Origin of the sequence: Bradyrhizobium sp. PRIMUS42 (assembly GCF_023006515.1) — a bacterium.
Lineage (GTDB): Bacteria > Pseudomonadota > Alphaproteobacteria > Rhizobiales > Xanthobacteraceae > Bradyrhizobium.
Map to the genome: position 1 here is coordinate 1 of NZ_JALBGZ010000106.1, position 12238 is coordinate 12238.

At 64.6% G+C, this 12238-nt stretch carries 16 protein-coding genes; 9 read left to right on the forward strand and 7 right to left on the reverse strand.

Annotated features, from left to right (window positions below; genetic code table 11):
• The coding region (locus tag MOV75_RS11470) for a DEAD/DEAH box helicase (RefSeq protein WP_247005734.1) at positions 1–2090 on the reverse strand (2090 nt) is incomplete at its 3' end.
• A 763-nt stretch (positions 2091–2853) separates the two neighbouring features.
• On the opposite strand from MOV75_RS11470, the gene MOV75_RS11475 reads away from it, so the two are divergent.
• A complete protein-coding gene (locus MOV75_RS11475) occupies positions 2854–3093 on the forward strand; it encodes a hypothetical protein (RefSeq protein ID WP_246925299.1) in 240 nt (79 codons plus the stop codon).
• A 155-nt stretch (positions 3094–3248) separates the two neighbouring features.
• Positions 3249–3533 (forward strand): Zn-ribbon domain-containing protein, encoded by a 285-nt coding sequence (locus MOV75_RS11480; RefSeq protein WP_246925296.1) that lies wholly within the window; start codon positions 3249–3251, stop codon positions 3531–3533.
• 1 nt (position 3534) lies between these two features.
• On the opposite strand, the gene MOV75_RS11485 is transcribed toward MOV75_RS11480, so the two are convergent.
• Both MOV75_RS11485 and MOV75_RS11490 read right to left on the reverse strand, forming a co-directional pair.
• Positions 3535–3927: an NUDIX hydrolase gene (locus tag MOV75_RS11485; protein ID WP_246925293.1), complete on the reverse strand. Its 393-nt coding sequence runs from the start codon at positions 3925–3927 to the stop codon at positions 3535–3537.
• Between the two features lie 143 nt (positions 3928–4070).
• Positions 4071–5150, reverse strand: coding sequence for an AI-2E family transporter (locus MOV75_RS11490; RefSeq protein WP_247005714.1), 1080 nt, complete (start codon positions 5148–5150; stop codon positions 4071–4073).
• A 263-nt stretch (positions 5151–5413) separates the two neighbouring features.
• Between MOV75_RS11490 and MOV75_RS11495 the strand changes: the two genes are divergently transcribed.
• Both MOV75_RS11495 and MOV75_RS11500 read left to right on the forward strand, forming a co-directional pair.
• Positions 5414–5641 carry a hypothetical protein gene (locus MOV75_RS11495; protein WP_246925287.1) on the forward strand — a complete coding sequence of 76 codons (228 nt, stop codon included), beginning with the start codon at positions 5414–5416 and terminating at the stop codon, positions 5639–5641.
• A 189-nt stretch (positions 5642–5830) separates the two neighbouring features.
• Positions 5831–6091, forward strand: coding sequence for a hypothetical protein (locus MOV75_RS11500; protein WP_309486934.1), 261 nt, complete (start codon positions 5831–5833; stop codon positions 6089–6091).
• 27 nt (positions 6092–6118) lie between these two features.
• Here the strand turns inward: MOV75_RS11500 and MOV75_RS11505 are convergent, their stop codons facing one another.
• From MOV75_RS11505 to MOV75_RS11515, 3 genes are all read right to left on the reverse strand, one after another.
• Entirely contained in the window at positions 6119–6430 is a 312-nt protein-coding gene (locus MOV75_RS11505; protein WP_246925282.1) for a hypothetical protein, read from the reverse strand.
• 162 nt (positions 6431–6592) lie between these two features.
• Positions 6593–6811, reverse strand: a complete 219-nt coding sequence (locus tag MOV75_RS11510) for a hypothetical protein (protein ID WP_246925280.1) — start codon at positions 6809–6811, stop codon at positions 6593–6595.
• Positions 6812–7145: 334 nt separating this feature from the next.
• On the reverse strand, positions 7146–7430 hold the full coding sequence (locus MOV75_RS11515; protein WP_247005716.1) for a hypothetical protein: 285 nt from the start codon (positions 7428–7430) through the stop codon (positions 7146–7148).
• 193 nt (positions 7431–7623) lie between these two features.
• On the opposite strand from MOV75_RS11515, the gene MOV75_RS11520 reads away from it, so the two are divergent.
• The 3 genes from MOV75_RS11520 to MOV75_RS11530 all read left to right on the forward strand — a co-directional run bounded on the left by MOV75_RS11520 (position 7624) and on the right by MOV75_RS11530 (position 9239).
• Positions 7624–8211 (forward strand): formyltransferase family protein, encoded by a 588-nt coding sequence (locus tag MOV75_RS11520; RefSeq protein WP_247005717.1) that lies wholly within the window; start codon positions 7624–7626, stop codon positions 8209–8211.
• Between the two features lie 187 nt (positions 8212–8398).
• Positions 8399–8749, forward strand: coding sequence for a hypothetical protein (locus tag MOV75_RS11525; protein ID WP_246925272.1), 351 nt, complete (start codon positions 8399–8401; stop codon positions 8747–8749).
• Positions 8694–9239, forward strand: coding sequence for a hypothetical protein (locus MOV75_RS11530; RefSeq protein ID WP_246925270.1), 546 nt, complete (start codon positions 8694–8696; stop codon positions 9237–9239). Before MOV75_RS11525 ends, MOV75_RS11530 begins: the two co-directional genes overlap by 56 nt.
• Positions 9240–9290: 51 nt before the next feature.
• Here the strand turns inward: MOV75_RS11530 and MOV75_RS11535 are convergent, their stop codons facing one another.
• Positions 9291–9689 carry a RidA family protein gene (locus tag MOV75_RS11535; RefSeq protein WP_247005730.1) on the reverse strand — a complete coding sequence of 133 codons (399 nt, stop codon included), beginning with the start codon at positions 9687–9689 and terminating at the stop codon, positions 9291–9293.
• Between the two features lie 150 nt (positions 9690–9839).
• On the opposite strand from MOV75_RS11535, the gene MOV75_RS11540 reads away from it, so the two are divergent.
• Positions 9840–10715 (forward strand): DMT family transporter, encoded by an 876-nt coding sequence (locus MOV75_RS11540; RefSeq protein WP_246925266.1) that lies wholly within the window; start codon positions 9840–9842, stop codon positions 10713–10715.
• Between the two features lie 204 nt (positions 10716–10919).
• A partial coding sequence (locus MOV75_RS11545) for a caspase family protein (RefSeq protein ID WP_247005732.1) occupies positions 10920–12238 on the forward strand: 1319 nt, incomplete at its 3' end.

Genomic DNA, 12238 nt, shown 5'->3' on the forward strand with positions numbered 1-12238 from the left:
ACCGGCAGCCGGTGCACCGGGGGCGATGCGATGACGCTGAGGTCGCGGAAGCCGGCAAGGCCCGCGGCGAGCGTGCGCGGGATCGGCGTCGCGCTCATCATCAGCACGTGGACGTTCTTGGCGAGACCCGCGAGCTTGGCCTTCTCGGCCGCGCCAAAATGCTGCTCCTCGTCGATGATGACGAGACCGAGATCGTCAAACTTGACGTCCTTGCCCGTGAGTGCCTGCGTTCCGATCACGACCTTGATCCGGCCGCTGCGCAGTCCCTCCCTGGTCTCGCGCAGCTCCGCGCCCGAGGTCGCCCGCGACAAATTGCCGACCTCGATGCCGAACGGCGCAAAGCGCTTCTGGAACGTTGCGACATGCTGGCGTGCCAGCACCGTCGTCGGCACCGCGATCGCCACCTGCTTGCCCGACAGCACCACGGCGGCCGCCGCGCGCAGCGCCACCTCGGTCTTGCCGAAGCCGACGTCGCCGCAGATCACCCGGTCCATGGGATGACCGGAGGCGAGATCGTCGAGCACGTCGGCGATCGCCTTGGCCTGGTCGCTCGTGGTGAAATAAGGAAAACGCGCCACGAACTTCTCGTAGGCCGATCCCGGCGGAACCAGCTTTTCACCGCGACGACGGCGGCGCTGACTGATGTGCTTGGCCAGCGCCTTGCCGGCGGCCTGGATTTCGCGCTCGGCCGACGTGCGGCGGGCCCACCATGTGCTGCCATCCGCCTTGTCGAGCGCCAGCTTGCCGAGCTCTGCCGCGTAAGGCCACATCAAGGCGAGATCAGGCGGCGGCACAAGCACCGCATTGTCGCCGGCGAACTTCAGGCGGATCATTTCCCGCAAGCTTCCGCCGCCGGTGTTCACGGTCTGCAGGCCGTCGAGCACGCCAAGGCCGCGCTGGAGATGGATGACCACCGTGCCCTGCTCGGGCACATCGGCATGCTCGAAGGCCGCGCTCCAGGCGCGCGCCATCGGCTGCGGATGATGCGCCCGGCTGCCGAGCACGTCGGAGGCCGTCACGACGACGAGAGGCTTTTTTCCCGGCACGACGAAGCCCGCATCGAGATCGGCCAGCAGCGCCGCCTCGCCGTTCCGCCCGCGTGTCGCCTCGTCCCAATCGTCGCAGCGCTGCGCCTTGAGGCCGCTCATCCGCTCCATCACGCGCAGATCGTCCTCCTGCGCTGCGACGAGTATCAGTCGCGATCCGGTCCGGCGCGTCTCCTCGACGAAACCACGCAGCGCCTTCCTGGCGGATGTCAGCTTTGAAAACTCCGGGATCGTCTGGAAGGACGACGCGCGCGGCAGCACCTTCATGCCCCTGGAGAGCTGCTTCCAGTCGCGCCGCGCGAGATATTCGCGCTCACGCTCGGCGCGCGGCGCGGCCTCCTCGATCGTATCGAGCCAGCCGTCGGCGTGCACCGGGACGCCCGCATCGGCAATCCATTTGGCGCGCCCGCAATAGTCGAACAGGCTCGCGCGCTTGCCGCCTTTGCCGGCAAGGCCATGCCGCTCCGACATGGGATCGACCACAAGCTCCTTGGTCTCGAAGATGATCCTGTGCTCGTTCGGATCGAACGCCACGATCCGCTTGATCGCGCGATCCGAATGCTCGATCCGGAACGGCCCCAGCGCGCCTGCGGGGAATATCTCGAAGGTCTGCCCGTGGAACAGCGCGCCGCCCGGATAGTCCGGTTCGTCTTCGAGATCGTATCCCAAGGCCTCGAGGCGCGGCTCGAGATCGCGCTCCGAGAACGCGCCGCCCACCTTCAAGCTGAGGCTCAGGCGCGACAGGCTCGCCGGCGGTGGCAGGCGCTCCATCACGGCCTCCGCCGTCGAGACGAGAAACAGCGGCCTCTTTGATTTTGCGAGGCGCCGCAGGACGGAGGCCCTGCGCCCCGCGAGTTCGTGCGACGGCTCCAGCTGATCGAACGGCAAGGTGTTCAATCGCGGAAACACCAGGACCTCGCAGGAGGGGGCGAGCGCGTGAATGACACTGCCCAGCCGCTCCGCCCTGTTCTCGTTCTCGGCGAGAAAAACGATGCCGCTGGGTCCAGACTGTTTCCATTGGGCAAGCAGATGGAGAGCCAGCACGCCGAGCGGCGACGAAGACGAGATCGTGCCGCGCTGCGCTGCTTTGCTCTTCCTTGGCGATGTCTTGTTTGGCAACGCCTTCTTCGGCGGCGTCTTCTTCGGGAGCGTCTTGGCCACCCGCGCCTTTTTGCTAAGCCTCACTTGGATCCGTTTCTGGTCGTAAACCGTCGTCAACTGAACGCCAGCCGCCCTCATTTTCGATTCGGCGACTTCTCGCCCTGCATATGGGATTTGCCCCGCGAACGCACCCCTGGTGGCAACGTTCGGCGCGGCGCCGCGATCCCGACACATGGGCTGTTTGATCAAGCTATGGATCGGAACTGGCGCGGCGTGGGACCTGCGTCTGTCGATGCGACGCTTGGCGCGATTGTAAACGTTCTGCGCGCAGGGAGCCACGAAAAAGCCCCAGCGCTTGGAGCCACGCTGGGGCGTTTCGTTCAAAATAAATCGGTTAAGCAATGACGTCTTCATAGCAGCGGATTGGCCGCGTGTTTGTGAACTGGTTCACACGCCTTGCAACAAACAAACGACCTCGGGGGACCGAGGTCGCCAACCTTTGTGGGGAAGGTTTTCTCTCGGCCCGGGGGCTTGGGGATGAGCCGAGAGCCAGGATTCGACGCCTGCCACGCGCAGTCGTTCCAAACGTGCCGGTCGGAGATCCGCCGGCATCGTCAGCCCCATCGCGCCGGAGCGGGATACCGCGTCCCCTCGGTTTGAGTGCGCACGCGCCGCGCGCTACGATGCCCCTTTTACGGAGGCTCATTTGAAATCATTCATTGTCATCGCCGCCATCACGCTGCTTGCGAGCGCTCCTGTGCGCTCACAAGCGCTGGTCGATCCCAACAAGGTTGCTCCCGAATACCGCGAGGCGGCCGAGAAGCGCCGGGCCGAGCAGTTGCGCCAGCGCGAATGCGCGCTGAAGGCGGACCTCGAAAAGGTGCTGCCCAGGGACCGCACCGCCTTTCTGAACCAGTGCCTGGACACGCTGGCGGCCAAGCAATAACGGCCGACAGCCTGTTTCCAACCGTTATCGTCCGCCGCCAGCCGCGGCTGGCCGATGGCGCTTGCCGCGCACGTTCCGGCCGCGAGGCATTCAAGCTTTCTTCAGACATTTGCGATCAGCTGACGATCCATTTTCAAAGTCATTGTTGTGCGCGCATGAGTTCGGTCCAGATCCAGTGCACGCGGTGCAAGAACGTGTTTCGCGATCGCGCCGGACGGTTGCAAGACGGCTATTCCAGGCAATGTCCGAGTTGCGAAGTGGTGCTGTTCTTCGCCGAGGACTCCCAACATCCCTTCATCAAGCGCGCGATGCGCAATGCGCGCAAGGTCCGCAAGGAGATGCGTGAGGCGGATGCGGCAAGACTGACTGCTCCGGAGGCGCGCGCGGCGCGATCGAGATCGTTCGCTGGACGGACGCGATCGGCGGGACGCGAAGACTAGCTCATCTCCGCTTCTGCTTCCTCGGAAACAGCCGGTCGCGGATGTAGCGTGAGGTCGCCGTCAGACGGATGCCGCGTGGTTTCTGCCAGGCGGCGCGGTCGATCTCCTTCTTGTCGCCGATCGCCAGCCTGCCCTTGGCCGTCTTGGCAATGAAGATCGCGTCGCTCATCTTGCGGCCGGAGCGCTTGTTCCTCGCCTTCACTTCCTTCCAGAGGCTGATCCTGCCGAGCCTCAGCTTGGGCAGCTCCTCCCTGATCTCCCGCCGCAGGCAATCCTTGTCGGACTCGCGCGCACGCTTGCGGCCGCCAGGGAACATCCACAGGCCGTCCGACCGGCGTCTGACCAACAATACTTTGCCGCGCCTTGCGGCAACCAGCTTGGAAGATTTCGCCATCGCTGCCGTCATTGAAACAGAATCGGCTCAATCGTAACTTGTCTAGTGGAACAGACAAGTTTGCGACAGACTTTGATCACAGACCGCGCGCCACCGGGACCTGGCCTAGACATCGCGGGCAGATCGCGCCGTTCGAGGCGAGATCAGCCCTCGCCCGCCCCTGCCCGATCCTCGGTCCTGATCCAGGCCATCATCATCTCCCAGGCCACCGACAGGATGATCGGTCCGATGAACAGGCCGACGATGCCGTGAGCGAGCGTGCCGCCGATCACGCCGACGAAGATCACGATGGTCGGCGTGGTCAGGCCCCGCCCCATCACGAGCGGCTTCAACATGGTGTCGATGAAGCCGACCAGGACGAGAAACACGGTGAGCAGCAGCGCCGTGGTGACGTCCTTGGCGGTCCAGATCCAGATGATCACCGGCAGCAGCACGAGGAAGGCGCCGATCTGCACGATCGAAAGCAGCAGCACGATGAAGGCGAGAAGGCCGGCGCTCGGCACCGCCGCGAGCTTGAAGCCGATGCCGGCGAGCAGTGCCTGCACGATCGCGACGCCGATCACGCCCTGGGCCACGGCGCGGATGGTCGCGCCCGCAAGCGACAGGAAATGCTCGCTCTGCTCGGGCACGATGCGAAACAGGAAGCCGCGGCCGGCCGCAACCAGCCGCGGCCCATGCGGAAACAAAAAGCCGGCCACGAACACCGAGACCAGAAACTGGAGCGTGCCGACGCCGGCATCGCCCGCGAGCGAGAGCAGCGGGCCCGCCAGCGGCTGGAGATATGGCGCCACCTCGCGCACCACCGTACGGATGTTGGTGTAGGCCTGGTCCCAGAGATCGTAGAGCCAGGGTCCGACGAGCGGCCACGATTTCAGCTGCTCAGGCGCCGCCTGGAGCGCCAGATCGCCGGTGCCGAGTTGCTGCGCCAGCTCGCGCACGCCGTCCACCGCGCTGATGCCCAGCCAGGTCGCCGGGCCAATGACGATGCCGAGCGTGATCAAGGTCAGGATCGCCGCTGCGGTCTTGGGCCGGCCGCCGAGGACTTTGGCGACCCAGCTGAAGGCTGGATAGAACGCAACGGCGAGCACGCCGCTCCAGGCCAGGATCGGCACGAACGGGCGGATGATCAGGAAGGTCCAGATGATCAACAGGGCGAGCAGGCCGAGCCGGATCACGAGCTGGATGACGTCCTCTCCGGTCAGGAGCTGACGGAGACTTTTCACGGGCACAGCTTTCCTTGCGGCATGAACGCAACTTCGCTTGCGAGGCCTAGCCGTTATTGCCAGCAACGCATCCGGCGTCAAGACGACTGGAACCGCCCGTGGCCACGATTGGGAACACCTCGGACCGCTCCGCATTCGAGACGGGCCCGCAACTCGGCCGGGCTTGGCTAACGCCCGTTAACCGGATTTCCCCGCGCCGGTTTACGCCGCTGCAAACGCCCGTGACTACCGTGGATCGAACTCAACAAGAAGCATTCGGCGCAATGGCCAACACCATCTGGACGATCGAACAATTCACCTGTGCGGGTTGCGGCATGAACTACACCGCGACCAGGGAGGAGCACAGCGAAGCCCACGCTGGCAGCTTCAAATGCAGCATCTGCAGCGGTGTGGTGCACGCCTGGTCCGGCAAACATCATTTCTTCGGCTGGCAAGCCGTGAAGACGAGGCCACCCGTGTTCGGGAGGCGCTGGGCGGACGTCGAGTGGTAGGCTTGTCCCCCACGCGCGGCCCCCTGATGACGCCACGCGGTTCATCCGAGACGGACCGGAGGATCGGCCCAATTGCACCGGCGCCGTTTGGACTCCGTTCACCGATCGCCGCTAGATCAGGACGGATCCTTCGCGCCGAACAGCAGACATGGCCGACTCAACGCCGTCCTTACCAGGCTCAACGACCGCCTGCTCCGCCTCGAGGGCGAGCTGTTCGTGCTGCGCTCGCTGGCGCGCGCCACGCTGACGGCGGGCGATGACCATGCGGCGCGCATGCGCAAGCTGGTCGAAGCCGCAAAGATCGCGCTCGACGACGAGGCCAAGCGCCCGCTGGACAAGCCGACGCGCAAATATGTCGATGCAGCCACCGCGCTGGTGGACGAATTGCTGGTCGAGCCGACCCCGGCGCGGCCGCTGTTCACGGTGATCGACGGCGGCCGGCGCGACTGAGCGCGCCCGCCTCAGCACGGTGATCGATTAGCGGCCGTACATGCCGGGAGCGCGAGCGCCGTTCGGATAGCACCGCCCCTGCGAATAGTTGTAGTCGTAGCCGTGCGGGCACAGGCCACCGCGCCGTCCGTATTCGCCCGGCCCGGGATCCCGCGTATACATGCCCGGCGCATGATAGTCGTTGGGATAGCAGCGGCCGTTCGAGTGGTTGTAATCATAGCCGTGCGGACATTGTCCGCCCGGGCCACCCCTGAACTGAACTTGCTCCACCCTCGGCTCCGGCGATGCCGCAGGCACGGTTGCAAAGGCAAGCAGGCCAGCCAGCGCAAGCTCGATCATGACGTCTCCTCCAAATCACGGGGACAAGCCTAGCAGGATTCGTGTCCCACGGAACAACCTGAGGATTGAGCCATGGCCGGCCTGAACCATGCATGAACCGGTCTCGAACTGCGACGATGCGCCGTCCCCCAATCCACGCAAGAGCCGGCCTCGCAGCCCGCGCTAGATCACCGTTGAATTCTCCGCCTTGAGCCGGCTGAGGCCTGCCTCGATGATCGCGATCTCCTCGTCGATCTGGCCGATCGGCAGGCTGAAATCATAGCCGGACTTGCTCTTCAGATCGACCGCGAGCCGCTGCCTGTGCATCATCAGCTCGTCGAGCCCGCGGCGGTTCTTCAGCCGCACATAGCTGTCGACGATCTGCTCAATGGCGCTCGGCATGAAATCTGTCCCGGCGAAAAGGCCCGCGCGGCGCACCCACGCCGGCGGGACATTTCGGTGTCGCGGTACGCAATACAAATCCGCGACGGATTCGTCGATACGCCAGGCTGGTTGAGATCGCGTTACCATTCGATGATTTCGTGGTGCGCGGCATGAAAAGGCCGCTGACGATGCGCCAGCGGCCAAAGCCGGGTTCAAAAACGGATGCGGGTTGAAATGTCGCCAGCCCCGGTGGCTCACCCTTATCAGCCGGCCAAGGTTATCTCTGTTTAAAATGAAACACAGGAACCGGCTTTTCGTCCGCTTGCCGTCCGACCGTGGCGGCGCGGCAGCGCTAGTCGGTGACGCAGAAGTAAGTGCGCGGCGATCTGCGATAGGCGCTGTAACGGTAATGCGGCCTGTAAGCATAGCCGCGATAGAGCGCCGGCGGCTCCTCGCCGTAATAAGCGCGGTGATAGAAATTGGTCACCGGCCCTCGGGCGCAACGATAGGTATCCCAGGTCGGCCCCACGAACGGCGCGATCCCGGTTTCGGGCGGCACGGCCGGGTACGGTCCGCCCGCATGGGCTGGAACCTCCGCAAGCAGTGCCGCGAGAAGGAAAAACCAGGCGCATCTCATGCGCTCGCTCCCGAGCCGGTGCAATGCCCGCCATGGAAGCACCGGAACGGCCGGCAGCGCAATCAGGACGTTCATCGCAGCCGGCGCCTCCGCGCATTGTTGATAACCCGCGCAAACGCTGCGCGGGTGGTGACAGGCCGTCGGGACGTGTTATCGGGGGGATGACGCAGTTGCGAGACCGGATCTGACACCCATGCGCATTACCCTCGTCGGCTCCCGCCATTTCGGCGTGACCACCCTGAACATGCTCCGGGAGCACAGCGTCTCGATCGTCCGGGTGGTGGTGGCCGATGCCGAGGATCGCCTCGCTGCGACCGCCGCGGCGGCCGGCATCGAGGTCGTGGTCCAGGCCAATCCGAAGCTGGTGGTGGCCGCCGAGATCGCCCCCGATACCGATCTGATCATCACGGCGCACAGCCACGCCCGGATCGGCAAGGACGCGCTCGCCGCCGCCAAGCTCGGCGGCATCGGCTATCATCCCTCGCTGCTGCCGCGCCATCGCGGCAAGGCGGCCGTGGAATGGACCATCAAGGAAGGCGATCGGATCGCCGGTGGCACGATCTACCACCTCGCCGACCGCATGGATGCCGGCGCCATCGCCGCCCAGGACTGGTGCTTCGTCAAGAAGGGCGAGACGGCGCGGGAGCTCTGGGAGCGCGCGCTGGCGCCTCTCGGCCTCAAATTGCTGGCCGACGTGATCGACTACGCCAAGGTCCACAAGGCGCTGCCCGCAAAGACTCAGGACGAGCAGTTCGCGACCTCCGCACCAAGCCTGTCCTGAAGGCGCCTCTCCCGACGTTTACCCTTAACGCGAAGCCGCACTGATTCTGCTTCGGAAATCGCCGCCAAAAACCCAAATAAACCATTGTTCCCACAGGAACAATTTTCGATTTGGCATTGCAACAAATTTCCGTCACATTTGGTCCAGATAAGCGACAGCATATCAGACAGATTCAAGGACGGAATTTATGCGTTTTGCTCGCATCGCGGTGTTCTGTGCCGCTTCAGTTTTCACCGGCACCCTCGCCGCCTCCGCCTTTGCCCAGACCCCCTATGACGGCAACTGGCAGGTCACGATCGTGACCAAGAGCGGCTCCTGCGAACCCACCGCGAGCTCCATGCTGACGGTTGCCGACGGCAAGATCACTGCGCCTGGCGCTAACGTTTCCGGCACCATCGGTAGCGGGGGACTTGTGAAAGTTTCGATCAATGGTGCATATGCTAACGGTCAACTCAGCGGCAACGCCGGATCGGGGAAGTGGAATGGAGCATCTGCAGGCATACCGTGCAGCGGGCGGTGGGAAGCATCGCGCCAATAAAGCGTTTGAGGCTCGCGCCCTGAACCGGCGGCTGCTGATCGCGGCCGCCGTTTTGTTTGCGGCAGGGATCGCCAGCACTGACGGCAAGGCCCAGTCCGGCCCGTTCGCCCCATTGGCGGGCAGCTGGAGCGGCGGTGGCACCGTCATGCTGGACGACGGCTCGACCGAGCGGATCCGCTGCCGGGCCAAATACGCCCCGATCGGGCCGACCATGGAGATGTCGCTGACCTGTGCCAGCGACGCCTACAAGTTCAACCTCGCGGCCAGCGTCAGGGCTGAGGGAAGCGCCATCGCCGGCAGCTGGTCCGAGGCCAGCCGCAATATCTCCGGTTCGCTCCAGGGTCGCGGCGGCGGCGGCAATTACGAGCTGGTTGCCTCCACCGCTGGCTTCAATGCCAACCTCTCGCTGAAAACGAGCGGCAACAAGCAGAGCGTCTCGATCCGCGCGGATAGCCAGTTCCGCGGCGCCAACGTCTCGCTTTCGAAATAAGACGTCAGCGGCACGACAATCGACCCAGCGCCCCGCGCCGGGTCGATTTTTTTATGCGTCCGGCACGAACGCCGTGACCTCGATCTCGACCTTGGCCCGCTCGTCCACGAGGCCACCGATGTAGAGCAGCGTCGACGGCGGGAAATTGCGTCCGAGCGTTTCCTTCCAGGCGGCACCGATGCCGGCGCTTGCCTCCTCATATTCGCTGCGGCTGGTCAGGTACCAGGTCAGGCGGACGATGTGCTCGGGACCGGCGCCCGCCTCGCCCAGGAGCTTGATGATCCGCTTCAGCGCGGTCGCAACCTGCGCCGCCATGTCGGGCGCGTAATTGCCGGTCTCGTCGCCACCGGTCTGGCCGGCCAGAACCACCCAGCGCCCCGGCCCCTCGACCACGACGCCATGGGAAAAGCCGCGAGGTTTCTTCCATTCGGCCGGCTGCAAGATGTGCATGAGCGGAGCTCTCCCGATGTTCTCGTTGTTGGATGATGCCTAGCACGACACGCCGCATCGCTGCATCCACAGATTGACCGTTGCAAACGAGGGCGATGTCGCCGATACCGGCCGTCCTTTCAGGCTTCCATCCTCCAGCATTTGCCCCCAATGAGCGCGACACCGTCCAAAACGATGGCTGCATTGTGGATGGCGGGCTGGCTGTCGCTGATGCTGGTCATGGCAGTTGCCGGGCGCGAGACCACGCGCGAGCTGAACGTTTTCCAGATCATGGAAGTACGCTCCATCATCGGGTTCACGCTGCTCCTGCCGATCATCTACCGTGCCGGCGGCTTCAAGGCAGTCGCGACCAAACGCCTGCCCCAGCACCTCGCGCGCAACGGGGTCCATTATTTCGCACAGCTCGGCTGGTTCTACGCATTGACGCTGATCGGGATCGGGCAAGTCGTCGCGATCGAATTCACCATGCCGATCTGGACCGCCGTGCTGGCCGCAACGTTCCTGTCCGAGCGCATGACGGTCTGGAAGATCGCCGCCATCGTGCTCGGCATCGTCGGCGTCGTCATGATCGTGCGGCCCGCCACCGGCGAGATCAATCCGGGCCAGCTGATCGCGCTCGGGGCCGCGATCGGCTTCAGCGTTTCCATGATTCTGGCGAAGTCGCTGACGCGGACCGAGAGCGCATTATCGATCCTGTTCTGGATGATCGTGGTCCAGGCCGTCGTGGGCCTGCTGCCGACGCTCGCTGTGTGGATCTGGCCGTCGCCTCGTTTATGGGGGTGGCTGTTCGTCATTGGCGTCTGCGGCACTTTCTCGCACTACTGCCTCGCCAGCGCGCTCCGGTACGCCGATGCGACGATCGTGGTTCCCATGGACTTCCTGCGGGTTCCACTGACTGCGACGGCCGGCTGGCTGCTCTATTCCGAGCGACTCGATGGCTGGACCGTGCTCGGCGCGGCGTTGATCCTGTGCGGCAACCTCCTGAATTTGAAGCCGGCACCAGCCGTCCCCGCCCGCGCGCAGTGAACCTCACGCCGCCTCGCGCGACAAAACAAAGTGGCCGTGTGATTTGGATCACGTTGGAGCGCATCTCCATCGTGCACATTCGGCCACACAGTAGCGGTTTGGACGCGACCTACTAGCCGTTTTGGTGGCACGAAGTCGGGCACTTCGTGTAGGTTCGTTGCCAATTCGTTGCTGCCTGCAATTCGATTCTGTTGGGGATCTCAGATGCGCTATCTCACCCTCCTCGCTTCGCTGATGTGCATGGCCCTGTCGGTCAGTGCCGCGAAGGCCGACCGCCGCGTCGCCTTCGTTGTCGGCAACGGCAACTACAAGAACGTCGCCCAATTGCCGAACCCGCCGATCGACGCCAAGGCAATGGCGTCCACGCTGCGCAATGTCGGCTTCGAAGTGATCGAAGGATCCAATCTCAGCCGCGACCAGATGACGGAGAAGCTGCTCGACTTCGGCCGCAAGGCGCAGGGCTCCGACATCGCGCTGTTCTATTACGCCGGCCATGGCATCGCCGTCAGCGGCACCAATTACCTGCTGCCCGTCGACGCCGACATCAAGTCGGAGATGGACGTCAAGCTGGGCGCCGCCATCAACATCGATCTGACGCTCGAGCAGACCATGGGCGATGCCAAGGTCAAGCTCGTCTTCCTCGATGCCTGCCGCGACAATCCGTTCGCCGCCAAGATCAAGTCGAACTCCGCGACGCGCAGCGTCAACGTGCAGAGCGGTCTCGCCGAGATGAAATCCGGTGAAGGCACCCTCATCGCGTTCGCCACCGGCCCCGGCCAGACCGCGCTTGACGGTCAGGAGGGCAACAACAGCCCGTTCACGCGTGCGCTGATCGACAACATCACCAAGCCCGGCATCGAGATCCAGCAGGCGATGACGTCGGTACGCGCCCAGGTCAATGAAGAGACCCGCAAGGGCCAGCTGCCCTGGGGCCACACCAACCTGACCGGCTCCGTCTATCTCAACCAGGCCCCGACGACCCAGGTCGCCAACGCAGCACCGACCGCTTCTGGCATGATGCCGACTGCGACCGGCGGCTCGGACGGCGTCGAGCTCGAATACTGGCGCTCGGTGAAGGAGTCCAACAAGCCGGAAGAGCTCAACGCCTATCTCACCGCCTATCCGAACGGTCAGTTCAAGGCGCTGGCGCTGGCACGCCTCGCTGCCATCAAGAGCGGCCCCTCGACCGCGACGCGCACCCTCAACGCCGGCGTTGATCCCGCGACCTTCACCGACGAGGCCACCCAGCTCACCGAGGATCAGATCGGCCTCGACAAGACCCAGCGCCGCGACGTGCAGCGTCGCCTCAACGGGCTCGGCTTCGATACCAAGCAGACCGGCGTGTTCAGCGAGGAGACCCGCTCGGTGCTCAAGCGCTGGCAGTCGGCGCGCGGCTATCCCTCATCGGGTTATCTCAACAAGCACCAGCACAAGGCCCTGCTCTCGGAGGTTCAGGCCGCCCCGGCGACCGCGAGCGATACCAGCCAGAAAGCGGCCCGGCGCGCCGCCGCCCCCGCAGGCAG